This is a genomic window from Rhodococcus sp. 15-725-2-2b, from assembly GCF_002259075.1.
Classification (GTDB): Bacteria; Actinomycetota; Actinomycetes; order Mycobacteriales; family Mycobacteriaceae; genus Rhodococcoides.
In genome coordinates, this window is sequence record NZ_NPFL01000015.1 from 78,802 (window position 1) to 104,361 (window position 25,560).

A 25,560-nucleotide genomic window follows, 5' to 3' on the forward strand; every position below is an offset into this window, starting at 1 on the left:
GGTCTCGACACAAGAGGAGAAGACATGTTCCACCTTGGTTGGTTCTTGAGCTGGCAGGTGCAGTCGTGGAACCAGATGTGGTCGGGGGAGGGCGGCACCGAATGGAACCACCCCGAGCTGTACATCGACATGACTCGATCGCTCGAACGTGCCGGATTCGACTACATCATGTTCGAGGACGGTTCGTTCGTCCCGGACTCGTTCGGTGGTTCGTCCGAGTGGTGGCTGGCCAATGCGCGGTCGGTGCCCAAGCAGGACCCGAACTCGTTGCTTCCCATTCTGAGTCAGCACACCGAGCGTCTCGGCCTCATCGCCACGATGACGACGTCGTTCCATCCGCCGTACATGGCGGCCCGCACTGCAGCCACGCTCGACCACCTCAGTAACGGGCGCGCCGGGGTCAATCTGGTGACCTCGCACAACGTGCGCACGGCACAGAACTTCGGCTACGAGGAAATGTTCGAGCACGACCACCGGTACGAGATGGCCGACGAGTGGATCGACCTCGTCAAGCAACTGTGGTCCTCGTGGGAGCCGGACGCAGTGCGCCTGGACCGAGAAGCGGGCGTCTTCGCGGATTTCGCCAAGGTCCACAACATCGACTTCAAGGGCAAGTACCACTCTTCGCGCGGGCCGCTGAACACCACTCCGACGCCGCAGGGCCGACCGGTGATCTGCCAGGCCGGCGGTTCTCCTGCAGGCCGCGGCTTCGCAGCCAAACACGCCGAAACCATTCTGGCTCAGGTCGAGAGCGTCGAGGCCATGAAGACATACCGCGACGACGTCCGTGCCCGTATGATCGTGGAGGGGCGGGACCCGGATTCGTGCAAGATCATGTTCATCGTCAGCCCGGTACTCGGCGAGACCGACCAAGAAGCGCAGGACAAGAACGAGCGGATCCTCGACGGCTTCCGCAACAACATCGAGATCAACCTGGCCTCGATGTCGTATGCGAGCGGTATCGACTTCTCGAAATTCGATCTGGACGCGCCGATTCCCACCGTCGAGACCAATGCGGGCAGAGGGACGATGGCCCTGATCGGTGCCAACACCACCGGGATGACACTGCGCGAGGCGGCCAGCTCGGACATCAGGAAGTCCGTGCAACTGATCGGCACAGCCGACGCGGTGGCCGAGCAGATGGGTGATATCGCGGCCGAGGTCGGCGGCGACGGGTTCCTCATCGCAGGAAGCGTGAACCGGCGGTACATCAGCGAGATCGCCGATGGTCTCGCGCCCGAACTGCGTAAACGTGGACTGATTCGTGATGGATATGCGCACGAACTGTTCCGCGACAACCTGATGGACTTCTGATCGTCGCTGCAGGGGTCGGCCCGTCGACGCAGGTGCGACCCGACTCGTATCCCTGGCGCGTGCTGTCGGTCACCGGACTCGGGATGAGCATCACGTTCGTATCGGTGTCGATGCTCCCCGTCGCTCTACCGGATATGAGCGCGGGACTCGGAGCCTCTGCAGCGCAAACTGATTGGTTCATGCTCGCGTACCTGCTCACCACAGCAGTGTTCATTCTGGTGCTCGGCAAACTCGCCGATCTCGTCGGACGCCGCCCGGTGTATCTCGCAGGCTTGGCCTGCCTGACCGTCAGTGCCGCGGTGATCGCGTCGGCGACGGATCCGGACATCGTGATCGGGTTGCGCGTCGTGCAGGGTATCGGCGCGGCGGCGGTGATCACCAACACCACTGCGCTGCTCGTCGAAGCGTTCGAGCCGCAGAAGCTCTCGATCGGTATCGGCTGGAACATCACGATCATGTCGCTCGCCATCTCTGTCGGACCGTTGCTCGGTGGCGTTCTGACCGAAACCGTCGGGTGGCGTGGGGTGTTCGGAATCGTCGTTCCGCTCGGCGTTATCGGGACGGTCTGGGCATGGATCACCCTGCGCCGGACACCGCGGCCGAAGGCAGGGGCACCCCTGGACTACGCCGGTGCGCTGGGCTCGATGGTCATCCTCGGTGGCCTGGTCTACGGGGTGAATCGCGGTGGCAGTGACGGTTTCGGGTCGTGGCAGTCGGTGGTACCGCTCGCCGGTGTTGTGGTCGCTGCCCCGCTGTTCTGGTGGTGGGAGAAGCGAGCCACAGACCCGATCGTGGATCCGAAACTGCTCGCGGACAGATTCCGCGGCAGTGCCTACACCGCATCGTTCCTGGTGACGATGGCGGAAGGCGCGGTGGCCGTGACCATGTCGCTCTACCTCCAAAGTGTCGTGGGCTCGAGTCCCATCGACGCCGGATTGCAGATCACCGCACTCGCCGTCGGCACCACCGTGATGTCGCCGATCGCGGGCACACTGGCCACCCGAGTCTCGACGCGGACGTTGACGACGCTGTCCACGCTCGGCACCGCAACGGTGCTGTCGGTACTTGCCCTGCACATCGCGGGGCCGGCCCAGGACGTCCCCATCGTCGCTCTGTTGTTCGCTCTCGGTCTCAGTGGCGGGATTTTCAAGACGGCCAATGCGGCGGCGATCAACGTGGGGGTGGCACCGAACCGTTCGGGGATGGCGAACGGACTTCGTGTGTCCCTCGACAACACTGCAGTCACCCTCAGCACAGCGCTCGCCCTGGTCCTCGTGGTGTCTGCACTGCCGCCGACGCTGCGTGAATTGGTGTACTCCGGCGACACCGAGATGTTGCCGGACGGCGGATCCGATTCGTTGACAACGGGATTCGTCATCGCCGTGGCCGCCATGGCATTCGCAGCGCTACCGGCGAGCGTGGCGTCGGGCCTACGCGGAATCCATCCGAAGGAACCTGCCGAGCTGTCTCGGCTGCACAGCAGTGATCTACCCACATCGAGAGCAAGGAGCACGGCATGACCAAATTTCATCTGGGGTGGTTCACCAACTTCTCCAACCCGCCGTGGAACACCACCTGGGCCGGCGACGAAGGCAGGACGTGGGCCAACGGCGAATTGCATGTCGACTTCGCGCGGTCACTCGAGCGAGCCTGCTTCGACTACATCATGCTCGAGGATTCGTCGATGGTCTCCGATGCCTTCGAGCAGACGTCGAGGGTGGACCTGAAGTACGGACTGTATGCGCCCAAACACGATCCCGTGACGCTGGTTCCGATGTTGACCGCCTCGACGAAGCACCTCGGCATCATCGCGACGTGTTCGACGTCCTTCTACCCGCCGTGGTTGCTCGCGCGCAGGTTCTCCACTCTCGATCACCTCAGCGGCGGGCGCGTCGGCTGGAACGTCGTGACGTCCAGCGAGGACCGCGCCGCGCAGAACTACGGCATGGACAAGCTGGCCGAACACGACCAACGGTACGAGCGCGCCGACGAGTTCGTCGATCTCGTCAAGCAGTTGTGGGCTTCGTGGGAGGAGGACGCAATGGTCCTCGACCGGGACACCGGCACGTATGTCGATCACACGAAGGTCCATGTCACGAACTTTCGCGGCAAGTACCACGCATCGCGCGGACCGCTGAACCTACCGCGGTCACCGCAGGGCGAACCGGTGATCTGCCAGGCCGGCGGCTCACCGCGGGGTCGTGAATTCGCCGCCCGCAACGCGGAAACCATCCTCAGCGCGGCCAAGGACCCGGCCGCGATGAAGGCGTTCCGCGACGACATCAGGATGCGGATGGAGAAGGAGGGCCGCGATCCGGACAGCTGCAAGATCATGTTCATCACCCAGCCCGTCCTGGCCGACACCGAATCCGACGCGCGCGCCAAGGTGGAGCGTATGACCGCCGATGTCGATTCACGCATCGAGTCTGCGCTGGGCCACATTTCGGCGCTGACCGAAATCGATCTGTCGACCTACGAACTGGACGAGGAGTTCCCCGAACTCTCCACCAACGGACACCGGACGACGCTCGGCGACTTCCTGTCCTACGGGAATACGCCGCGCAAGGCGGCACTGGGCTGGTCCATGAAGAACGTGCACTACGTCGGCACCCCTGACTCTGTTGCCGAGCAGATGGGCGAGACGATGGACTTCGTCGGTGGCGACGGATTCCTGATCACCGGAAGCATCGGCCGACGCTACGTCGGCGAGATCACCGAAGGCCTCGTCCCCGCGTTGCAACGACGCGGCCTCGTCCGTACCGAATACGAGCACGACATGTTTCGTGAGAATCTCATGTCCTTCTGATGCGGTTGCTACGCAGAGACTCGGTGGTACCGGGCCCGGTGTATGCGTTGGCCTTCGTCAACGTGTGCATCGGTCTCGGCTACGGCGTTGTGGCTCCGGTCATTCCGGTCTTCGCCAGAGACTTCGGGGTGTCCGATCTGGCGGCCTCGTCGGTGGTGAGCATCTACGCGTTCACCCGAGTGTTGGCCTCGTTCGGTGCATCCCGTCTGCTGATGAGGTTCGACGAACGCACGATCCTCACCGCGGGACTGCTGCTGGCCGCAACATCCTCGCTGGCAGCAGCATTCGCTCCGACGTTTCTGTCACTGTTGTTGCTCCGGGCCGTCGGCGGCGTCGGAACGGCGATGTTCACCGTGGCCGGGCAGCAGCTACTCTTCCGCTACAGCAGCCCGGAAACCGGAGGCAGAACTGCGTCCGTCTTCCAGTCCGGCTTCCTCATCGGCGGGGTACTGGGACCGGTGATCGGCGGTACGGTCGCTCTCGTCTCGCTTCGGGCCCCGTTCCTCACCCACGCACTGACGCTGATCGTCGGGGTCGCCGTCGTCTGGTTCGCGTTCCGATCCAGTGACAAGAAGGACGCCGTAAACGGTGTCGTGCACGATACGACAACACGACCGGAGCCGATGACGCTGCGAAGTGCGCTCGGCCACCGTGGATTCCGTGCGTCGATCGCGTCGAACTTCGCCAACGGCTGGGTCGGCAACGGGGTGCGGTTCACCCTCATCCCGCTGTTCGTCGCGACGGTGATCGGCGGCAGCCCCTTCGTCTCGGGGTTGGTTCTCGTCGTCGGCGCCGTCGTGCAGATCGTCGTCGTCAAACCTGCGGGCAAACTCGTCGACAGCTGGGGTCGACGGCCCATGCTGGCCTTCGGATCCGGTCTGATTCTGCTCGGGATCGTCGTTCTCGCCCTCGTTCCGACTCTGCCGATCCTGGTGCTGACGATGGTGCTGTGGGGAGTGGGCGGCACGTGCGCCATGGTGGCGAGCGCTGCGACCGTCGGCGACGTGCTGGCGGGGCGAGGCGGCAGTCCCATTGCGGTGTACCAGGTCACGTTCGATGTCGGCACCATGCTCGGCCCGCTCGTCGCCGGTGCCGTCGTCGCTCAGGCGTCCTACTCTCTCGCCTTCACCGCCTGCATCCCCGTCGCGGCGTTGGCCGTCCTACTGGCACTTCGGCCGTGGCGGACCGTCGCCGTGTCGACCCCCGAATCGAAGGTGGTCGTCACCGAGGAATCCGCCGTCCCTGCCCCGACCATTCACGACCACCACTTTGGAAAAGAGGACCGATGTCACAACCGTTCACTCTCGGTTGGTTCACCAACTACCTCGTCCCCGACTGGACCGGACCCTATGCCGGAACCGGTGGAACAGACTGGGCCGACGGAACTTTCGCTGTCGACGTCGTGCGCGCGCTCGAGCGAGCGGGAATCGACTTCGTGATGCTGGAGGATTCGACCGCGCTGACCGATATCTACGGCGGCACGTTCGAGTCCGAACTGAAATGGACGCCCCGGGCACCGAAGCACGACCCGATGGCACTGGCCTCGCGCCTGGCGTACGAGACCGACCGAATCGGCATCGTCGTCACCGCGTCCACGAGTTTCTACCCGCCGTTCTTGCTCACCCGGCTGCTGTCGACCCTCGACCACCTCAGTCGCGGACGGATGGGGTGGAACATCGTCACCTCGACCGGGGACCGAGCGGCACAGAACTTCGGCAAGGACACGCTGCCGACCCACGATGCCAGGTACGAGATCGCCGAGGAATTCGTCGACGTCGCGAATCAGCTGTGGGCGTCCTGGGACGCCGATGCCGCATCCCCGATCGGCCCCGGCCTCGAGTCCTACGTGGACCACACCAAGGTCAGAACCATCGATCACGTCGGCGAGCACTTCTCGGTCCGCGGCCCGCTCAACACCCTGCCGAGTCCGCAGGGCAAGCCGGTGCTGTGCCAAGCGGGAGCGTCGAAGTCCGGGATCGATCTCGCGGCGCGAGTCGCCGATCTTGTTGTCGCCGCGCCGAAGGGGCGAGACGCAATGCGCGAGTACCGAAACACGGTGCGGGCCCGTGCCGCAGAATTCGGACGCAACCCCGACGACATCAAGGTTCTCTACATGGTAACGCCGATTCTGGGGGAGACCGAGGACGACGCGAAGCGCAAGGCCGAGCGCTACTACGAGGCGACCGATGCCGCCATCGCACGCCGGCTGATCATGCTGTCCGGGGACATCGACTTCTCGACATTCGATGTTGACCAACCGATTCCGGACGACCTGAAGACCGAGGGGAGCACCAGCATTCTGGACAACCTGCGGAAATGGGCGAAGGGCAGGTCGATTCGCGAGACCGTGGCCACGGAACGGACGGAATCCTTGCGACTGGTCGGCACACCGGCCGCGGTGGCAGACGAGATGGAGAGTGTCATCGACGAAGTCGGCGGGGACGGCTTCCTGTTCTTCGGGGGCGGCGGCGGAGTGCTCAATCGTCGGTACGTCGACGACGTGTGCGACGGGCTGATGCCCGAACTCGCACGACGGGGCGTCGCAGGCACCGGATACCGCGGTCGCAATCTCCGCGAGCACCTGGCAGGTGCGCGATGAGTACACCGCGCATGCATCTGGGCTGGTTCACCAGCTTTCGTCCACCGGTGTGGAGCTCGCACTGGACCGGATCCGATTCCGATTCCTGGGCCGACGGGCGGTTCCACGTCGAGATGGCCCAGGCGCTCGAGCGTGCAGGATTCGACTATCTGATGCTCGAGGACTCGTCCATGGTGTCCGACATCTACGGCGGCACCACGGAGTTCGATCTGGCGAAGGCGCAGTACGCGCCCAAGCACGATCCGGTCGCACTGGTGCCGATGTTGGCCGCGGCAACGTCGAGGCTCGGGATCGTGACCACGATGTCCACCAGCTTCTACCCGCCGTACCTGCTGGCACGGGTGGTGTCGACTCTCGATCACATGTCCCACGGACGGGTCGGGTGGAACGTGGTGACGTCGAGTGAGGACCGCGCCGCACAGAACTTCGGCATGGACGCACTGCCCCCGCACGACGAACGGTACGAGCGCGCCGAGGAGTTCGTCGAGGCAGTCGACGCGCTCTGGAAGTCGTGGGAACCGGACGCACTGGTGATGGACAAGGCGTCGAACACCTACGTCGATCACACCAAGGTGCACGACGCGAATTACGTCGGCAAGTTCCACCGCACGCGCGGCCCGCTCAACACGCTGCCGATGCCCCAGGGCAGGCCCGTGATCTGCCAGGCCGGTGGATCACCGCGCGGACGCGCATTCGCCGCTCGCAATGCCGACACCATCATCTGCCAGGCTCAGGGCATCGAGGCGATGAAGGCCTATCGTGACGACGTTCGGGCGATGGCCTCGGACGCAGGCCGCGATCCGGATTCGATCAAAATTCTCTACATCGTCTCCCCGGTACTGGGCGACACCGACAGCGAGGCTCGCGAACTGGATGCGCGGTCACGTGAGGCGACCGATGGGCGTGTGCACGCTGCGTTGGCGCACATTTCCGCGGTGACCGGCAACGATCTGTCGACGATGGACATCGATGCACCGCCGCCGGATCTGACGACCAACGGGCACCGCACGACGCTCGCGGACTTCCTCGCGGGTTCGGGCAGCAGCAAGTTCAACGAGGACGGAACTCCGAAGACGTTGCGCCAGTTGGCTGCCACGTGGTCGATCACCTCGGTTCCGCTGGTGGGTACTCCGGACACCGTGGCAGGGCAGATGGAGGAGGTCATCGATGCTGTCGGCGGAGACGGTTTCCTGATGACCGGTAGGCTCGGGCGTCGGTACTACACCGAGGTGACCGACGGTTTGGTTCCGGCCTTGCGTCGTCGAGGATTGGTTCGAGACACGTATGCACACACGCAGTTCCGCGACAATCTGCTGGACTTCTGACTGATCGACACCAGGGGGTCGGTATTCGCACGACCCCCTGGTGTCAGTTCAGGGTGGTGGTACCGGCAGTGACCGTAGACCCGATGATGGCCACTCGATCGGCTCGGAAGTGAGTGAAACTGAGCTCGGACGGACGGCCAGCGGTATCGCGAGTGATCAACTCGCGCAACAATACCGGTGATCCTACCTGCATCTCGAGCAGCTCGGCCGCCCGTTCCTGGCAAGAGATGGCCTCGACGACGGAGCTGCTTCCGCCGTAGGTGGTTCCGAAGATTCGGTGGTGGGCCACGGCGATGGGTGGATACTCGCCGTGGTTGCTCTCGACGCGCTGGATGAATTCGTCGACCTCGAAGTCCGTGATGCAGTAGCCGACACGGAGGTAGAGCGGTTTTGCGTTCATCCGGCCGATCTGTTCGAGCAGAATCACCGACTCCACGTCGCTACCGATGAACTCCTGAATGACCGCAGGTGCAGTGATGCGTCTGCATTCCAGTGTCTCCACCGTGAGTCGGCCTGCATCCGGCATGCCCGCCCACGCTCTCGGGCCCACTTCGCCGTCGCGTACGGCCACGATGTCGTGAGCGATCGACGTCCCAGCTCGACGCGCCCGCAGCACGACGCCATCGTCGGCGAGCATCTGAAGTGCCTTGCGCACAGCATTTCTCGTCGCTCCCAACGTTTCGATGAGATGCTGCTCGGAGAGAACCTCGTCGTGCGGCATCGTGCCGCGGCGGATTCCCGAGCGGATCAGTTCGTACACACGGCGGGGGGAGGTCACGGACTTCGCGCCGCGGTTCGATTGCGCGCGAATGTATCTGGCGCGTTGCTCGTCGGCCTGTCTGCGTAGATGGGCGGCAACGGATCCGGATTGGTCGTCGAAGAAGGGGCGAGTCATCTGTCATCGCCTTTCGGGGATGCGCATGGGAGATCCGAGGTGGCCGCAGCGTCGAGATCACCGATGATGACTACGAGCATATCGGACATCGGCGTTCGACCCGTTGTCAGCGCTGCGGCCTTAACGAAGAAAATTACGAAACAAATACCTGCTCAGGGACGTATGGGCGCGGCGCATGTACTGCGTAATGCGCTGTTTACCGCCGACGCGGCTCTGGGAAACACCGTGCCGCGACCATGGACACCGTACTCAAATCGACGGCGTATCGGCAGGAGTTCCCTATGACGACAACCGCAGAGCGAGAATCGCTTTCGCTTTCCAGTCGCGATCATGACACCGATGACTACTCGCTGGTAACCGACCGGCCGGTTCTCGGTGTCGAGGATCTCACTGTGACGTACGGAACCGGTGACTCTGAGGTGGTCGCGGTGAGGAAGGCATCGTTCGAGATTGCACCCGGTGAGCGAGTTGCTCTGGTGGGTGAATCGGGTTCGGGGAAGTCGACCTTGGCCATGACGATCGCGGGATTGCTCGACGTATCGGCGGGCGCAACAGTCGAATCGACGCGTCTCGAATTCGAGGGTAGCCCGGCCCGGCCGGAGACCGGTCGCAGCGTGCCACGGCGCACCGACGGAATTGCGATGGTGTTTCAGGACGCCATGACGGCACTCGATCCGGTGTGGACCATCGGGGGCCAGTTCAAGCACGTGCTCGCGGGAGCGGGAATCAAGGGCAGGCGTGAGCGTGCGGATACGACCGCGTACTGGCTGAACAAGGTCGGGCTCTCCGACACGAAGCGGGTGATGCGGAGTCGGCCGTACGAGTTGTCCGGCGGAATGCGGCAGCGGGTGATGACGGCTCTGGCGTTGTGCGGGTCTCCGCGACTGCTGATTGCCGACGAGCCGACCAGCGCGCTCGATGCATCTCTTGCTCGCGGAACGATGGAGCTGCTGCAGAACCTGACCCAGGAGCAGGGGACTGCGCTGCTCATCGTCAGTCACGACATCAAGCTGTGCCTCGAGTTCTCCGACACGATGCTGGTCATGTACCGGGGTGAGTTGGTGGAGCAGAAGGCGTCCGCGGAGATCGTCGCGACCGCGACGCATCCGTACACCAAGGGGCTGCTGGGTTGCGTGCCCACGCTCGCGAATCGCTCGGCGTCGAGACTTCCCGTGCTCCGGGATTTCATGCCGGCCTGAGATCGGGTCGGTTCCACGTCGCCTGCAGCCGTCGAACGAGACGGATCCGTTCGTACTCCGAGGCCCGAGCGGTCTCGACTTTCCAACCGCTCAGGATCCCGTCGTTGCCTGGTCCGGCGCGAGAACGATGTCGAATTGCACTCTCGACCAGGTGTTTTCTCCGAGGTCGCGACCGTCGGGGGTGCGGGTTCCGGCAGGCTGTTCCACGAAGTCCTTGATGAGCGAGTCTTTGACGCCGAACACCGAGTCGCGATCGAGCAGTTCGTCGCCGCGTACGAAGATGTGGGTGATCAGGGTCCGCTGCCCCTCGGCGGTGACCATGAAATGCAGGTGCGATGCCCGCATCGGCGAGCGTCCTGCGGCGTCGAGCATCCGCCCGACGGGTCCGTCGAACGGGATGGGGTACGGAGTCGGGGTGAGGCCCCAGAACGCAAACTTTCCGTTCTCGTCGGAGAGCAGGTGACCGCGGGCGGCGACCCGTCCGTCGGAGTACTGGACGTCGTAGAAGCCGTCGTCGTCGGCCTCCCATACTTCGATCCGAGCATTCGCAACGGGATCGCCTGCGATATCGGTGACGGTTCCCTCGACCCAGCAGGCCTGGCCCGGTGCGCCGTGGGAGATGTCCCCGCCCGACTCGATGGCGGGGGCGTCGTCGACGAAGAACGGACCGAACACCGTCGCCTCCGTCTCGCCTGCGATCGCTTCGTTGTTGACGGTCACGGTCTGCATCGAGGCCCCGAAAACGTCGGAGAGCAGAATGAATTCCTGACGTCGGTCATCGGTGATGTGACCGACCTCGGTGAGGAACTCGATGGCCGTGTTCCATTCGTCCTGCGTCAGCCGGACCTCTCGGATGAACGCGTGGAGATGCTCGGTCAATCCCGTGAGCAGTTCTCGCAGTCGCGGATCGGGGGTGTCGGCGAAACTGGCGACGACCTTGTCGGTCAGTGCCCGCTCCCGGCTGCTCTGCTCGGCGGAGATGTCGGTGCGACTGTCGATACCCATGTCAGCGTCCCTCGTTCTCGGAAGTCGTTCCGGCCCAGGCGTTACGGAGCAGTATCATGAGCGATTCAGCAGTGACCGGCCGCGGATTGGAGGCGGGAGCCGCGTCGAGAACGAGTGCGACGGCCTCATCCAGATCGGACTCGTTCATCCCGTAGTCGCGCAGCGCGGTAGGTGCGTCGAGTTCGGTTCGGAGCGACCACAGTCCCTCGACTGCAGTGCTGCTCCCGAAGGCACTCGCGATGCGCTGCTCGGCCGTCGGTGCATACGGAGCGTTGTATTCGAGTACGTGTGGCAGCACGATCGCATGGGTTTGGGCATGCGGCATGTTGTACGTGCCGCCGAGCACATGACAGATCTTGTGGTGCAGTCCGGACCCTGCGGACGCGAAGGCGACCGCGGAAAGGTAAGCGCCGTACAGGGTTTGCTCATGGCCGGATTGGCTGGCGGAATCTCGTTTGATGTCTCGAAGTCCGCTGGACAGTGCAGTGATGGCCTCCACCGCGAGCGTCGAGTTGATCGGATCCGCGCGCGGAGCCCACATCGAGTCGACGGAATGCGCCAGAGCGTTGAGTCCCGACGCCACGCTCAACTCCACCGGCAGGGTCAACAGCGAGAGCACGTCGTAGATCACGGTGGTGGGGAGCACCCGCGCGTCGACGCCGGTGGTCTTGCGCGAGGACTCGGTCAGTCCCCACACGTTCGTGGCTTCCGAGCCCGCGTACGTGGTGGGAACGGCGACGATGGGGATACCGCTGGTGAGGGCGACGGCTTTCGCCAGGCCGGTGGTCGACCCGCCTCCGATGCTGACCAGCAGATCGATGTCGTGCTCGTGAGCTGCGGCTCGCGCCTTCTCCGCCGTCTCGATCGGAACATGCTGGACCACTTCGGAATACATCAGTCGCGGCTCGATCTCGCTGCACACCGAGTTGGCCAGATCGGTCTCGGCGGGGCCGGCGATCACCATGACGGAGGTGGCACCGAGTCGAGCGACCTCGGCAGCGAGATTCGATGCTGCTTTGCCTGCTCCGAACAGAACGCGTTGTGCGAGTGAATCGTGCTCGAATTCGAGCATCCGTGCCTCCGGTGTGTCAGTGAGCCGAGTGAGTGTCAGTGCGAGGGGCGCGGAGTCGGCTGGTAGGCGAGGAGCAGCCACTGGTCGTTCTCCTTGACCCACACGGCGATCGAGTTGTTCACCAGTTCCTTCTCGGTGCCGTTGGCGGTGATACTCGCGTTCATCTCACCGACCACCACTGCGGTGTCACCCGAGACCAGAATGTCGTCGGTGGGGTGGTCGATGCGGTGGTAGACGTAGAAGCCCGAGGTGACCTTCTTCAGGTACGAGTCGACCGTATCGCGGCTGCCGTCGGAGTGGGTGTAGACGAGATTCGGGTGGCAGCAGCTGGTGAAGGCATCGAGGTCGCCGTCGACGATCGCCGTGTAGCGCTTGTTCTCGAGCTCGGAGATCGTGGCCTTGATGGCGTCGATGTCGAGTTCCTGGGCCTGTGTCATGGGTTCTCCTGAAAAGTCGAGCGGCTGCAGGTGTGCCGGTGGTGATGACGGTAGGCAGCCGGACGGTGAGTGTCAACTGTCACAGAACATTCCCGACCGTGACGAAACGGTCTTCCTGTACTTCGGTCGGCGCGAGACCGCCATATTTTCAGCCGAGTAAGTGCAGCTAGAGGCATCTGCATGCCTGTCAGAAGTGGCCCACAGCATTGCGTGCTTGACAAAGTGACCCACTGCACAGTTCAATCAGGACAGGACATTCATGCAGCGCTGGTGGACATTCTGAAGCTCTATGTTCGCCTGCTTGTGCACAGCCGAGTTTCACGCAGCGAAACATCCCGCTGGATTCACAACCCTCATCGCCCGATCAACGGAGAACTCTCGTGACATCACATGGTCAATCGGCTGGGGGACCCGCGCCCTCGACGGGAATCGGGCCCACTCCCGGCAACGAACGATCGACGGCAGGCGGACTGCGCACGGCCCTGAGCGGACGAGCCAGAGGTGCCGTCGCCATCGGAATCGCCACCGTCGTTCTGTTCCTGATCAGCGCAGTACTCGCGCCACAGAGTGTCAGCGGTGGGGCGATCTCCGCGATGCTGCCGTTCGCCGCGATCCTGGCGGTCGTCGCGATCGGGCAAACCCTGGTCGTGCAGCAAGGCGGTATCGATCTGTCGGTACCGGGCGTGTTCTCCCTGTCCGTCGTCGTGGTCACCAAACTCGCGAGCAGCGGCACACCCGGCGCGATCTTCCTGGCAGTAGCCGCGGCCCTTCTCATCGCTGCGGTGGCCGGAGCCGTCTCGGGCTTCGTCGTCGCGCGGTTGAACGTGGCACCGATCGTCGCGACCCTCGGCATGAATGCGCTCCTCATCGGTGCAACCTGGGCGGTCTCCGAGGGTGCCGCCCGCCGTACTCCGACCGGACTGTCCGATGTCATCGGATCGACGCTGCTCGGAGTTCCGGTGACCGTCGTCGTCGCGATCGTCCTGACCGTCGTCGTCGGGGTCGTCGTTCGACTCACGCCGACCGGACGCATCTTCGAGGCCGTCGGTGCCAATCCGCGGGTCGCCGTCGCGGCCGGTATTGCACCGTTGCGCTACACACTGGGCGCGTACTCCGTTGCGGCAGTGCTGTATGCCGTCGCCGGCGTGTTGCTGACCGGCATCGTGAACACCCCGGGAATCAGTGAGGGCAACACCTACCTGCTGCCGTCGGTGGCTGCCGTCGTTCTCGGTGGTACATCGCTGCTCGGCGGTAAGGGCAGTGTGCTCGCCTCGTTGATCGCTGCAGTCTTCTTCACTCAGGTCGACCGGTTGGCCTCGACTCTGGGACTCGCCTACGGCTGGCAGATCCTCATTCAGGCTCTCGCGCTCGGTCTCGGTGTCGCTTTCCACAGCGGTTTCCGGCCCGGCGGCAAGCGTCGCGCCCCGGCCGTCGAGGAACCCAGAAAGCCGGTCGAGGTGGCATGACCGCCGGCACACGGCACCTGGCCCGTTACGACATTCGTTCTTCCCCCTTGACTCGAGGACATCATCGATGAAGCTCACGACCTACACCCTGCGGATGCTCACGCTGCTGCCCGTTGCTGCCCTGATCGCGGGCTGTTCGGTGGGCGGCTTCGAGACCGTGTCCAGCAGCGAGCCACGTCCCGACTGGTGCGGCCCCAACGAGGCCGTCATCGGGTTCGCCGACGGTAGCGGCGGAAACAGTTGGAAGCGAACCAATTTCGCCGAGCTGCAGGACGAGCTCGCCAAGTGTTCCTCCGTCACGGACTTCATCACCACCGATGCCCAGGGTGACACCCAGAAGGCGATCGCGGACATCAAGAGCCTCGGCGCTCAGGGCGTCGACGGCATGCTCGTCTTCCCCGACGCGGGGCAAGCGATTCTTCCGGCGCTGCGCTACGAGTACAAGGCCGGTGTCGCCGTCGTTCCCTACCGGATATCTCCTGGTGGATCCGAGGGCTCGGAGTACACCACGTTCGTGGCCGCCGACTTCGGCGCGATCGGCCGGTTGTACGCCGAGTGGCTGGTGAAATCGCTGCCGAACGGCGAGGGCAACGTGCTGTTCCTCGGTGGTCCGCCCGCGAACTCCCAGGACCTCGCGGAATACGAAGGCATGCAGGAGGTCCTGGTCGATCATCCGGGCATCAAGTTGATCGGCGACCAACCGTTCACCGTCACCAACTGGACGCCCGCGGAGACCCAGCAGGCCACCTCGGCCATGCTCTCGCGGTTCCCCCAGATCGATGCGGTGATGACGGACTTCGCCGCGACCAGCATCATGACGGCATTCCAGCAGGCCGGACGTCCGCTGCCGCTGATCGCGTCGGCCGACTCCAACGGACTGTCCTGCCAGTACGCGCAGCTCAAGGACGCCAACCCCGGGTTCGAGTTGTTCACGGTCACCTCGCAGACCTACATGGTGCGCCTCGCCGTCCAGCACGTCGTGGCCGAAGCAACCGGGGGCATCGCACCCGAGTCCAAGGTCGATGTGCCGGTGGCGTTCGAGGATTCGATCAGCGCCGAACCGAGCGCGCCGATCTGCAACCCGGCTCTACCCGAGGATGCCCTCCTGTCCAGCACCCTCGATCCGCAACGCATCGGAGAGGTTCTGCAATGACACGTCCGATCACACCGCAGCCAGTGCTGTCAGGAGCTTCGATGAACGAGACATTCACGTCCACAACCGTTCTCGCCGAGCCGTACCTTCAGGTTCGCGGCATCGGCATGACCTTCGGCCCCGTCACCGCACTGTCCGGTGTCGACATCGACATCAGACCGGGACAGGTGCACGCTCTTCTCGGCGAGAACGGCGCAGGCAAGTCGACGCTGATGTCGATCATCTCGGGAACTCAGACACCCACGTCGGGATCCGTCGTCGTCGACGGCGTCGAGCGGACCGCTCTCACCCCGGCCGACGCGTTGGCTCTCGGCATCTCCATCGTTCACCAGACTCCGGCCCTGTTGCCGGACCTGACGGTCGCCGAGAACCTCGTGCTGGCCATTCCTCGGACCATGCGTCCCTCGGTGTTCGAGATGGGCCCGTGGGTCACCGAGAAGTTGGCGGTGGTGGGCTGCACCGTCCATCCCGACACCAAGTGCGGCGACCTTCCCATCGCGGAGCGTCAGCTGATCGAGATCGCCAAGGCGCTCGCGACCGACACCAAGGTGCTCATTCTCGACGAGCCGACCGCGCCGCTGGTGCAGGACAAGGTGGATCTGCTGTTCGAGCAGGTGCGCCGGTTCGCCGCAGCCGGGGTGGCGGTCGTCTACATCACCCACCGCATCCCCGAGGTCAGGGAACTGGCGGACACGATGACCATTCTTCGCGACGGCCGGGTGCGCGGCTCCTACGATCCGCAGTCGCTCACCGACGACGAGATCATCACGCTCATCGCAGGCCGCGACGTCGACGCCGTGTTCCCGCCCAAGGGAACCGGGCCGAGCACAGACGGTCTCGTGGTCGAGAACCTGTCGAGCCCGGATTTCGACGACGTCTCCTTCACGGTCGGCGCAGGTGAGATCGTCGGACTCGCAGGCGTCGCGGGCAACGGACAGGTGGCACTGCTTCGAGCCCTAGCCGGCCTAAGCGAGTCCACCGGAACCGTGCGGTTGGGCGGTGATCGGTTGACGCTGAAGTCCTCGGCGGACGCCCACAAGGCCGGCATCGCCTTCATGCCCGCCGACCGCGCGGGAGAAGGGGTGCTGCCGGACTTCTCGATCCGGGAGAACTCCGCGCTCGGTGCGTTCGGTCGCTTCGTCCGCCACGGGATCATCGACAAGAGCCGCGAAAGGAAACTGACGTCGGCGATGGCCGACTCGCTGACGGTGAAGGCACCGAGCGTCGACACGGCGGTGGGAAATCTGTCGGGCGGAAATCAGCAGAAAGTGGTGTTGGCCCGAGCGCTGCTGTCGAAGCCCGCGTTGATCCTGGCCGAGGAGCCGACTCAGGGCGTCGACGCCGGTGCGCGCGCCGAGATCTACCGCGAGCTGCGCGACGCCGCCGACGCGGGCATGGCGATCGTCGTACTGTCCTCCGACGCCGTCGAACTCGAAGGACTGTGCGACAGGGTTCTGGTTCTCTCACGCGGCACCGTGGTCGAATCGCTCAGTGGTGATGCGGTGACCGAGCACAACATGATGCAGGCGATGGTGTCGGCGACCGGTCACCGAAACAGTGCCGCGACATCCGGTGCCGGCGCGGTGGACACGCCGCCCAACAAGCTCGTTCGATCGTTGCCCGCGTACATCCTGCTCGGGGCCATCGTCCTGCTGTCACTGATCGCCACGACGCAGAACGTGCGGTTCCTCGGTGAAGCCAACATCGTGTCGGTTCTGCTCACCACCACGGCGCTCGGCTTCATCGCGCTCGGCCAGATGCTGGTGGTGATGACCGGCGGTATCGATCTGTCGGTGGGACCGCTCACCGGATTGGTGCTGGTCATCATGTCGTTCTTCTGGTTCGACGGGGCCTCGGTGGCGAGTCTGCTTGCCGGTGTCGCCGTCGCGGTGGTGGCAGCGATCGTCGTGGGTGCAATCAACGGCGGACTGATTCGAGGCCTGGGGTTCACCGCCGTCGCAGCAACTCTGGTGACCTACATCGGTATTCAAGGAATATCGCTGCTGCTTCGGCCGGAGATCGACGGATACGTCGACTTCGCGATTCTCGATGCGATCAACTACAGCATCGGTCCGATTCCGGTGGCGTTCCTGATCGCGGTACTCGCCGCCGTCGCGCTCGGCGCGGTTCTGCGATACACGCGACCCGGAATGGCCCTGCGCGCGTCGGGATCCGACAGCAGCATCGCCGAGAAGATGGGCGTGCGCAACGGTCTCACCGTGACCGCGGCCTACATCGGCTGCTCGTTGATGACGATGCTCGGCGGGATCATGTTGGTCGGTCAGGTCGGCGTCGGTGACCCCAACCAGGGGATCGGTTTCACCCTGTCGGCCATCACCGCGGTCGTCGTGGCCGGAACACTGTTGCGCGGCGGTAGCGGTTCGCCGGTAGCGGTACTGCTCGGCGCGCTTCTGCTGCAAGTGATCCTGGCCCTCGCCAACTTCCTGCGTCTGGGCACGGCATGGCAGTACTGGTTGCAGGGCGCCATCGTCATCGTGGCCGCCGTACTGTATGTCGCTTTGCAGCAACGTAATTCGGCCCGCAAGCACTGATCGCCCGCATATCAACGTCCTACAGAGGAGACAACAGTGAAAGCACTCAGGTTCGTCGGAGAGAATCGGGCCGAGGTCGCCGACCTCGACATCCCGACCATAGCGGCGGACGAGGTTCTGATCGCCTCACGATCGGTCGGCGTCTGCCATTCCGATATCGAACTGCTCGAGGGCCGCTACATCATCCCGTTCGAGTACCCGATCATTCCCGGACACGAATGGTCCGGTGAGGTCGCGAAGGTCGGTGCCGACGTCGACGGCTTCCAGGTGGGCGACCGTGTCGTCGGAGAATGCGTCATCGGCGATGACCACTTCGGGTTCTCCATCAGCGGAGCCGCGGCAGAGTTCTTCGTCGTCAAACCCGCATGGCTGCACAAGCTTCCCGACGAGGTCTCGTTCACCAGCGGCGCGCTCGTCGAACCGTTCAGCTGCGGCTACTACGGACTGATGCGCGCCGGAAACGTCAACGCGAGCGACGTACTCGTCGTACTCGGAGCCGGACCGATCGGCCTCGGGGTAGTGGCCGGCGGCGCAGCACTGGGGGCGACGACCATCGTGGTGGAACCATCCGAGGGACGTCGGCAGGCCGCGCTGAAACTCGGTGCCGCCCACGCGGTCACCCCGGAGGAGGTCGACGAACTACTCGACCGAGTCAGCGGCGGCCGAGGTGCCGACGTCGTCGTCGAGGCAACCGGCCGACCCGAGGTGATGGCCAGTGCACTCGAACTCGCCGGGCACAGGGCACGGGTGGTGTACATCGGCATCGACGTCGGACGATCGGCACCGGCGAAACTGGGGCTCATCCAATCCAAGGAGCTCGACATCCGCGGTGCGATCGGCTCGCCGGGCGTGTGGCCTGCGACCCTGCGCTTCATCGCCAGGAGTGGGCTCGATCTCGGTGGACTCGTGACGCGTGAAATAGCGGCCGACGATGCCGTGACCGCTCTCGACGAGGCACAGAAGCCGGCCGAGAACATCAAGGTGCACATCACTTTCGACGCAAGCCTCTGATTTCCGAACCCATACGACACCGAGGACCCTTCATGTCTCGTCTGACCGACAAAGTCGCCATCGTCACCGGATCCGGCAAGGGAATGGGTCGCGCTATGGCGACGCTGTTCGCTGCCCAAGGAGCCGCCGTCGCGGTCACCGACGTCTCCGAGAGCGACGGACTCAAGACCGTCCGGCTGATCGAGGAGCAGGGTGGCCGGGCGGCGTTCTGGCGATTGGACGTCAGTGACGAAGCCGAGGTGTCCTCGGTGTTCGAGCAGGTGACCGCGACGTTCGGAAAGCTCGACATCCTCGTCAACAACGCCGGCATCTCCGGTGTCGACAAGCCAACCCACGAGGTCACCGAGGCCGAGTGGGACGCAGTGTTCGCGGTCGATGTGAAGGGCGTCTTCTTCTGCACCAAGCACTCCATCGGGCACCTGCGGGCCAACGGCGGTGGCAGCATCGTCAACATCTCGTCGATCTACGGGCTCGTCGGCTCGCACGAGATGGCCCCGTACCACGCGGCCAAGGGCGCGGTCACGATCATGACGAAGAAGGATGCGGTGACGTACGGACGCGACGGCATCAGGGTCAACTCGGTGCACCCCGGCACCATTCTGACTCCGTTCGTGCGTGAGCTGGCCGAACGTAGCGAGGGTGGATTGCGCGGCTATCTCGACATCATGGAGCCCAAGCATCCGATCGGTCACGTCGGTGAGCCGGAGGACGTCGCCAACGCGGTGCTGTTCCTGGCCAGTGACGAGGCGCGTTTCGTGCACGGCGCGGCACTGGTGGTCGACGGCGGTTACACGGCGGTGTGAGACCGCATCACTTCTGTCGGCCGACCACGAACCAGATTGCGACGCAGGTCTCGTCGTGTGGGTTGCTCAACCGGTGCGGAATGGACGAGTCGAAGTGGAGACTGTCGCCCGGGCCGAGCACCTGGCGAGCGAAGGCGACCTGAATCTCCAAGCGTCCGGACAGGATATGGATGTATTCCTTGCCGCCGTGGTTCATCAGGTTGTCCGCGGGGCAGGATTCGGTCCCGGCAGGGTAGGTGACTCGGAGGAACTCCACGTCCGGATCGTCGTCCGGGGTCAGGCGTTCCCACCGGACTCCGCCGAGGTACAACTCGGGCCGTTCGTCGGCACGCTGGAGACCCGGGAGCACTCCCACTTCGGGGAGCGGCTGAACCGAGGATGTTCGCGAGCTGCCGTTCGCATGTGCCACCTCGGTGCGGTCCGTGAGCGTCGGCCGTGCCGAGGGCGTGGGCTGTGGGGTCTCGAGGTCGTGTGGTGCCACGTCTTCGGCCATCAAGGAGTCGAGGGACAGACCCAGCTCGGTGACCATGGCATACAGCGTGCCCACCGAGGGTGCCGTTCGGCCGAGCTCGACCTGGGAGATGAAGCTGGGGGACAGGTGAACTCGACGGGCCATCTCGCGCAGCGACATGTTCGCCTTCTCACGCGCTCCGCGTAGACGCAGGCCCATCTGCGCGTTCATCTGAACAGCCGTCTCGGTCGATTCGACCTGGACAGTTTCTTCGGTCATTCTTTCGCCGCCTCCCACCTCTGCCTTCACCGTCTCCCCCTGCTGCCGGGTGTACGCACCCACTGGACGGACGGTAGTGCATCGATTGTCTCATTGCTCGGTCATTCCGCTGTTCCGCGTTCGTACAAAGGTTTTCACGGTGTGACGCTTGGCACTGAACATGTGCAGTGTTACTCTACACTCAAGAAGTAGCGTGCATCACATTCAATGTTCGTCCAGGAGGAATCGTGCCCGACACCATGCAGGCCGCCGTGTACCACGGCGCGCGCGACATCCGCGTCGAGGAGGTTCCCGTTCCCCGACGCGGGTCGGGTGAGGCGCTCGTACGCGTTCTACGCTCGGGTATCTGCGGTACCGACGCCTCGGAATGGGTGGCCGGACCCAAGACCTTTCCGGTACTGCGCCGGCATCCGAACAGCGGGCATCAGGGCCCGTTGATCCTCGGCCACGAATTCGTCGGCGAGGTGGTGGAAGCAGACCCCGACTCCGAGACGAAGATCGGAGATCTGGTGGCCACCGGAGCCGGAATCTGGTGTGGCACATGCCGACGCTGCCGGGAAGGCCGCACCAACCAGTGCGCGACCTACAAGACCTTGGGACTCAACGTCGACGGCGGCATGGCGGAGTACGCGAGCGTCCCGTCGAAGACATTGCGCGCGCTGCCCGAGGGGCTGTCCATCGACCACGCAGGACTCGCGCAGCCGTTGGCCGTCGGGATTCACGCGGCCCGGCGCTCGGGTGCTCGTGACGGGGACAACGTCGTCGTCATCGGTGCCGGTGCCATCGGCTCCTTCGTCCTCGCCGGACTGCAGCACCTGGCCGACGTCGAGGTCACCGTCGTCGACTTCCCGGGGAAGAGACTGGATCGCGCCTCGCGCCTCGGAGCACACCGCACGATCACCCCGTCCGACGACCTCGGCGCGGACATCGTCGAGGCTCTGGGCGGAAAGAAACCCGATGTCGTCATCGAAGCGAGCGGAGCGCCCGGCCAGCTGGTCTCGGCGTTGACCATGGTGGCCGACGGTGGCCGCGTGCTCGCAGTAGGAATTCCCAAAGAGAAACCGGAGCTGGATGTGCATTCGCTCGTCTTTCGAGAGATCACTCTCGAAACCACCTTGGCCCACGTGTGCGACACCGATCTGCCTGCCGCACTGGACATCCTGAACACCGGACCACTCGGCGGAGAGCTGGCCGAGACGCCCGTCGGACTGGCGGCACTGCCCTCGGAGCTGGACAGACTCTCGACCGGCAAGGTCGAAGGCAAAGTCCTCGTCGATCCGGCGATCCGATGAGCGCGCCCAGCAGAGCGGCACTCGTCATCGGTGCCACCGGCATTGCCGGCCAAACGATCTCGCGTCAACTCGTCGACGCAGGGTGGACCACCTACGGTCTGGCCCGCGGCACGGCCAATCCGGTCGAGGGCGTGGTGCCGGTCTCGGCGAATCTGCTCGATCCGGAGTCGCTGGCTGCTGCACTAGACGGGGTCGACCCGGAGATCGTGTTCATCACGGCCTGGATGAAGCAGGACTCGGAGGCCGAGAACATCGAGGTCAACGGGAGCATCGTCCGCAACGTCCTCGGTGTCATGAAGGGCAAGTACGCACTGCGTCACGTCGCGCTGATGACCGGCCTGAAGCACTATCTCGGCCCGTTCGACGACTACGCGACCGGTGTCATGGCCGAAACCCCGTTCCACGAGAGCGAACCCCGGCTGCCGAACCCGAACTTCTACTACACCCAAGAGGACGAGCTGTTCGCAGCGTCGGAGAAGCAGGGGTTCACCTGGAGCGTGCACCGAGCGCACACCGTCTTCGGCTACGCGGTGGGCAACGCGATGAACATGGCACTCACCCTCGGGGTCTACGCCGAGATCTGCCGCGAGACCGGAGCACCGTTCGTGTTCCCCGGCTCGGACACCCAGTGGAACGGGCTGACCGACATCACCGACGCAGACCTTCTCGCCGAGCAGATGATCTGGGCGGCAACACATGCCGAGGGCGAGAACGAAGCGTTCAACATCGCCAACGGTGACGTGTTCCGCTGGCGCTGGATGTGGCCGCAGATCGCGGAGGCATTCGGCGTCGAACCCGTCGGATTCTCCGACGCCCCCAAGCCGCTCGACGACCGCATGGAAGACGCCCCGAAGGTATGGGCGGAGATCGCCGCGAAGCACGATCTGGTCGAAGCCGATGTCGACCGCCTCGCGTCCTGGTGGCATACCGACGGCGACCTGGGCCGCGACATCGAATGCCTGACCGACATGACCAAGAGCCGCAAGGCCGGCTTCCTCGGGTTCCGATCCACGTTCGAGAGTTTCATGGACAAGACCGAAAGCTACCGCGCGGCCGGAATCCTCCCGAGGAGTCAGCGATGAACGAGCAGTCGCAGTTCACGAACAAAGGTGCCATCGTCACCGGTGCCGGCAGCGGAATCGGTCGAGCGGTGGCGCATCGGCTGGCATCCCTGGGTGCGCGTGTGCTCGCCGTCGACATGAACATGGCGGCCGCGGAGCGCACCGCAGCGGAGTCGGACGGCGAGATCCATCCGTTCGCCGCCGACGTGTCCGTCCACGATCAGGTGAAGGCCTATGCGGATGCCGCGACCTCGCTGATCGGTGAACCACGACTGTTCTTCAACAACGCCGGGGTCGAGGGAGTGCACAAGTCCATCGTCGACACCACCGAGAGCGAATGGCGATCGGTGGTCGACGTCAACCTCAACGGAATGTTCTTCGGGCTCAAGCACGTACTCCCACTGCTGCGTCGGTCCGGAGGTGGAGCGGTGGTCAACACCGGTTCGATTCTCAGCCTCAAGGGCGCTCCCGATCGCTCCGACTACGTGGTGACCAAGCATGCCGTTCTGGGTCTGACCCGCAGTGCTGCAGCCGAATCCGCCGCTCACGGCATTCGAGTGAACTGCATCTGCCCCGGGCCGGTCGACACCCCGTTGATGTCGAGGTCCGAAAGTCTGGTCAACCCGGACGATCCGAACTTCGAGCGCGACCGATTCATCGAAGGCACACCACTTCGGCGCTACGGATCACCCGAGGAGATCGCCGAGCTGGTGGTCTTCCTCCTCCGCGAGGACGTCGGCTATCAGACCGGTTCCGCGGTCACCATCGACGGTGGAATCACCGCGGTCTGACGCGGACACCCCCTGCACACAGAACATCGACTACAGGAGAAAGCTATGCGCGCCGCGGTATTTCACGACCGACACGATGTACGGGTAGAAGACGTTCCGGCCCCGAAGGTCGGCCCCGGCGAGGTTCTGCTTCGTCCGTTCTTCTGCGGCATCTGCGGAACGGACCTGCACGAGTACGCCTTCGGTCCGATCGTCATTCCGACCGAACCCCACGCACTCACCGGCGCGAAAGCCCCGCAGGTGTTCGGCCACGAATTCTCGGCGCGCGTGGTCGAGATCGGCTCCGACGTGACGTCGGTCGCGGTGGGCGATCGCGTGTCGGTGATGCCGCTCGTCACCTGCGGCAAGTGCTACTACTGCCGACGCGGACTCAACCACCTGTGTGTGATCATGGCCTGCACCGGGTTGAGCTGGGGCGGCGGAGGAATCTCCGAACTGGTTGCGGTGCAGGAACAGCAGGTATCGGTGCTCCCGGACAGCGTCAGCGACGTCCAGGGTGCTCTCATCGAGCCGGCAGCGGTGGCCGCCTACGGTGTCGACTGCACCGGCCTGCGAGCAGGCGACACCATTCTCATCACCGGTGCGGGACCGATCGGTGCCCTGTCCGCTCTGTACGCACACGCATCGGGTGCGGCGAAGATCATCGTGTCCGAGCCGAATGCGAAGCGCCGAGCGCTGATCGAGGCCTTCGGCATCGCCGAGGTACTGGACCCCACCGTGCAGGACGTGCCCGCCGCGGTCCACGCACTGACCGGCGGTATCGGAGTCGATGCCGCAGCAGAATGCTCGGGCCACCAACACGGACTGACGGCCGCACTCGGCAGCGTTCGCTCCGGCGGAACCGTCGCCCAGGTCGGTCTGCACGTCAAGCCGGCCACGATCGATCCGATGGCCATGTCCAACAAGGACCTGACCCTGGTGGGTACCTGGTGCTACCCGGTGTACGACTGGCCGCGCATCATCGCCCTGGTCGCATCCGGACGCTACCCGGTGGAGAAGGTCGTCAGCGAGATCATCGACGTCGAGAACATCGTCGCCGACGGATTCGAGCGGCTGCTGGACCCGAACGGTGACGCCCAGAAGCTTCTGGTTCGGGTCGGCGACGCACCGGCGTCCTGATCGACACGACAGTACTTGCAGCGACCTTCCGCCCCACGCTAGGAGAAACAATGCACATCGGATTCGCCGGAGTCGGCCGCATGGGTACCCACATGGTGCGCCGCCTCCTCGAGGCGGGCCACACGGTCACCGCCTACGACATCTACCTGACGGCGGAAACCGCGCCGGCCGAACTGGTCGATCTGGGAATGACGATCACCACGACGCCCACCGATCTGGCCCGCGCCGAGATCTCCTTCAGCATGTTGCCCGATGCGGCAGCGACCGAGGAGGTGCTGTTCGGTGAGCACGGAATCGCCACGGCCGGTGCGTCGGAGCACCTCCATGTGGTGATGGGAACGGTAGGGCCGACGGCCGTGCGCGAATTCGCCGAGCGCGCAGCAGGTTCGGGCACCGCGGTGGTCGACGCCCCGGTCTCGGGCAGCGTGAGCCTGGCCGATACCGGGCAGATCACGACGATGGTCGGGTGCGACGACGAACAGTTCACCTACCTCAAGCCCATCCTCGAGGCGGTGACCCGCGCGCAGTTCCACACCGGTCCGGCCGGTACCGCCTCGGTGGCCAAGCTCGCGGTCAATTCGGTTCTCGCAGCACTGAATCAGGCTGTCGCCGAGGCGTTGATTCTCGGTGAATCGGCCGGCTTGGCACCGTCCGCCCTGTACGAGGTGCTGGGCTCGAGTGCGGTGGCTGCGCCGTACGTCGGCTACAAGAAGGAGCACTTTCTCGATCCGGACGCCGCGGGTGTGGCATTTCCGTTGTCGCTCTTGCACAAAGACGTGGGCCTCGGACTTGCATTGGCCCGCGATCATGCCCTCGATCTGCCCCAGGCCACGACCGTCGGAAACGTTCTCGACCGGGCGCTGGATTCCGGACTCGGGGCGAAGGACATGGCCGCAGTGCTCGAATTCCTGAAGCCCGCCGAATCCTGAC

At 64.5% G+C, this 25,560-nt stretch carries 21 protein-coding genes and 1 pseudogene; 17 read left to right on the forward strand and 5 right to left on the reverse strand.

From position 1 onward, the window contains the following. Nucleotides 1-24 precede the first annotated feature (24 nt). The 6 genes and pseudogenes from CH306_RS16535 to CH306_RS16560 all read left to right on the forward strand — a co-directional run bounded on the left by CH306_RS16535 (nt 25) and on the right by CH306_RS16560 (nt 8,044). Nucleotides 25-1,314, forward strand: coding sequence for an NtaA/DmoA family FMN-dependent monooxygenase (locus tag CH306_RS16535; RefSeq protein WP_094619622.1), 1,290 nt, complete (start codon nt 25-27; stop codon nt 1,312-1,314). 59 nt (nt 1,315-1,373) lie between these two features. Then, nucleotides 1,374-2,834, forward strand: a complete 1,461-nt coding sequence (locus CH306_RS16540) for an MFS transporter (protein ID WP_143545384.1) — start codon at nt 1,374-1,376, stop codon at nt 2,832-2,834. Further along, nucleotides 2,831-4,120, forward strand: coding sequence for an NtaA/DmoA family FMN-dependent monooxygenase (locus CH306_RS16545; RefSeq protein ID WP_094647159.1), 1,290 nt, complete (start codon nt 2,831-2,833; stop codon nt 4,118-4,120). The genes CH306_RS16540 and CH306_RS16545 overlap by 4 nt, the downstream gene beginning before the upstream one ends. Continuing rightward, nucleotides 4,120-5,298: pseudogene (locus CH306_RS29515) on the forward strand (MFS transporter); the annotation flags it as partial. The gene CH306_RS16545 and the pseudogene CH306_RS29515, both read left to right, overlap by 1 nt. Before the next feature lie 107 nt (nt 5,299-5,405). Continuing rightward, the gene (locus tag CH306_RS16555) at nt 5,406-6,719 is read left to right on the forward strand and encodes an NtaA/DmoA family FMN-dependent monooxygenase (protein ID WP_094647163.1); all 1,314 of its coding nucleotides are present in this window, start codon (nt 5,406-5,408) and stop codon (nt 6,717-6,719) included. Continuing rightward, complete coding sequence (locus tag CH306_RS16560) at nt 6,716-8,044, forward strand: NtaA/DmoA family FMN-dependent monooxygenase (protein WP_094647164.1); 1,329 nt, start codon at nt 6,716-6,718, stop codon at nt 8,042-8,044. Before CH306_RS16555 ends, CH306_RS16560 begins: the two co-directional genes overlap by 4 nt. A gap of 43 nt (nt 8,045-8,087) precedes the next feature. On the opposite strand, the gene CH306_RS16565 is transcribed toward CH306_RS16560, so the two are convergent. Then, complete coding sequence (locus CH306_RS16565; RefSeq protein ID WP_094647166.1) at nt 8,088-8,939, reverse strand: GntR family transcriptional regulator; 852 nt, start codon at nt 8,937-8,939, stop codon at nt 8,088-8,090. A 281-nt stretch (nt 8,940-9,220) separates the two neighbouring features. Here CH306_RS16565 and CH306_RS16570 point away from each other — a divergent pair, with 281 nt between their 5' ends. Then, nucleotides 9,221-10,138 (forward strand): ABC transporter ATP-binding protein, encoded by a 918-nt coding sequence (locus CH306_RS16570; protein WP_094647168.1) that lies wholly within the window; start codon nt 9,221-9,223, stop codon nt 10,136-10,138. A gap of 90 nt (nt 10,139-10,228) precedes the next feature. Here the strand turns inward: CH306_RS16570 and CH306_RS16575 are convergent, their stop codons facing one another. From CH306_RS16575 to CH306_RS16585, 3 genes are read right to left on the reverse strand one after another with little or no spacing between them, the layout of a single operon-like run. Next, nucleotides 10,229-11,143, reverse strand: a complete 915-nt coding sequence (locus tag CH306_RS16575) for a dioxygenase family protein (protein ID WP_094647170.1) — start codon at nt 11,141-11,143, stop codon at nt 10,229-10,231. 1 nt (nt 11,144) lies between these two features. Further along, nucleotides 11,145-12,215, reverse strand: a complete 1,071-nt coding sequence (locus tag CH306_RS16580; protein ID WP_094647365.1) for a maleylacetate reductase — start codon at nt 12,213-12,215, stop codon at nt 11,145-11,147. A gap of 35 nt (nt 12,216-12,250) precedes the next feature. After that, complete coding sequence (locus CH306_RS16585) at nt 12,251-12,652, reverse strand: nuclear transport factor 2 family protein (protein ID WP_094647172.1); 402 nt, start codon at nt 12,650-12,652, stop codon at nt 12,251-12,253. A gap of 380 nt (nt 12,653-13,032) precedes the next feature. On the opposite strand from CH306_RS16585, the gene CH306_RS16590 reads away from it, so the two are divergent. The 5 genes from CH306_RS16590 to CH306_RS16610 all read left to right on the forward strand — a co-directional run bounded on the left by CH306_RS16590 (nt 13,033) and on the right by CH306_RS16610 (nt 19,637). After that, nucleotides 13,033-14,118, forward strand: coding sequence for an ABC transporter permease (locus CH306_RS16590; RefSeq protein ID WP_094630777.1), 1,086 nt, complete (start codon nt 13,033-13,035; stop codon nt 14,116-14,118). A gap of 67 nt (nt 14,119-14,185) precedes the next feature. Beyond that, a complete protein-coding gene (locus CH306_RS16595; protein WP_094647174.1) occupies nt 14,186-15,271 on the forward strand; it encodes an ABC transporter substrate-binding protein in 1,086 nt (361 codons plus the stop codon). Nucleotides 15,272-15,312: 41 nt separating this feature from the next. Then, nucleotides 15,313-17,823, forward strand: a complete 2,511-nt coding sequence (locus tag CH306_RS16600; RefSeq protein ID WP_094647367.1) for an ATP-binding cassette domain-containing protein — start codon at nt 15,313-15,315, stop codon at nt 17,821-17,823. A 36-nt stretch (nt 17,824-17,859) separates the two neighbouring features. Beyond that, on the forward strand, nt 17,860-18,834 hold the full coding sequence (locus CH306_RS16605; RefSeq protein ID WP_094647176.1) for a zinc-dependent alcohol dehydrogenase: 975 nt from the start codon (nt 17,860-17,862) through the stop codon (nt 18,832-18,834). A gap of 32 nt (nt 18,835-18,866) precedes the next feature. Further along, on the forward strand, nt 18,867-19,637 hold the full coding sequence (locus CH306_RS16610) for an SDR family NAD(P)-dependent oxidoreductase (protein WP_094647178.1): 771 nt from the start codon (nt 18,867-18,869) through the stop codon (nt 19,635-19,637). Between the two features lie 7 nt (nt 19,638-19,644). Here the strand turns inward: CH306_RS16610 and CH306_RS16615 are convergent, their stop codons facing one another. Further along, nucleotides 19,645-20,430, reverse strand: coding sequence for a helix-turn-helix domain-containing protein (locus tag CH306_RS16615; protein ID WP_256981184.1), 786 nt, complete (start codon nt 20,428-20,430; stop codon nt 19,645-19,647). 164 nt (nt 20,431-20,594) lie between these two features. On the opposite strand from CH306_RS16615, the gene CH306_RS16620 reads away from it, so the two are divergent. Genes CH306_RS16620 through CH306_RS16640 form a run of 5 tightly spaced genes read left to right on the forward strand, consistent with a single transcriptional unit; the run spans nt 20,595 to nt 25,559 of the window. Further along, nucleotides 20,595-21,659 (forward strand): zinc-dependent alcohol dehydrogenase, encoded by a 1,065-nt coding sequence (locus CH306_RS16620; RefSeq protein ID WP_094619634.1) that lies wholly within the window; start codon nt 20,595-20,597, stop codon nt 21,657-21,659. Next, on the forward strand, nt 21,656-22,741 hold the full coding sequence (locus CH306_RS16625; protein ID WP_094647179.1) for an SDR family oxidoreductase: 1,086 nt from the start codon (nt 21,656-21,658) through the stop codon (nt 22,739-22,741). The genes CH306_RS16620 and CH306_RS16625 overlap by 4 nt, the downstream gene beginning before the upstream one ends. Beyond that, nucleotides 22,738-23,511 (forward strand): SDR family NAD(P)-dependent oxidoreductase, encoded by a 774-nt coding sequence (locus tag CH306_RS16630; protein WP_094647181.1) that lies wholly within the window; start codon nt 22,738-22,740, stop codon nt 23,509-23,511. Before CH306_RS16625 ends, CH306_RS16630 begins: the two co-directional genes overlap by 4 nt. Nucleotides 23,512-23,556: 45 nt before the next feature. Beyond that, on the forward strand, nt 23,557-24,630 hold the full coding sequence (locus CH306_RS16635; protein WP_094619637.1) for a 2,3-butanediol dehydrogenase: 1,074 nt from the start codon (nt 23,557-23,559) through the stop codon (nt 24,628-24,630). A gap of 50 nt (nt 24,631-24,680) precedes the next feature. Further along, a complete protein-coding gene (locus CH306_RS16640) occupies nt 24,681-25,559 on the forward strand; it encodes an NAD(P)-dependent oxidoreductase (RefSeq protein WP_094647182.1) in 879 nt (292 codons plus the stop codon). Nucleotide 25,560: the final 1 nt, after the last annotated feature.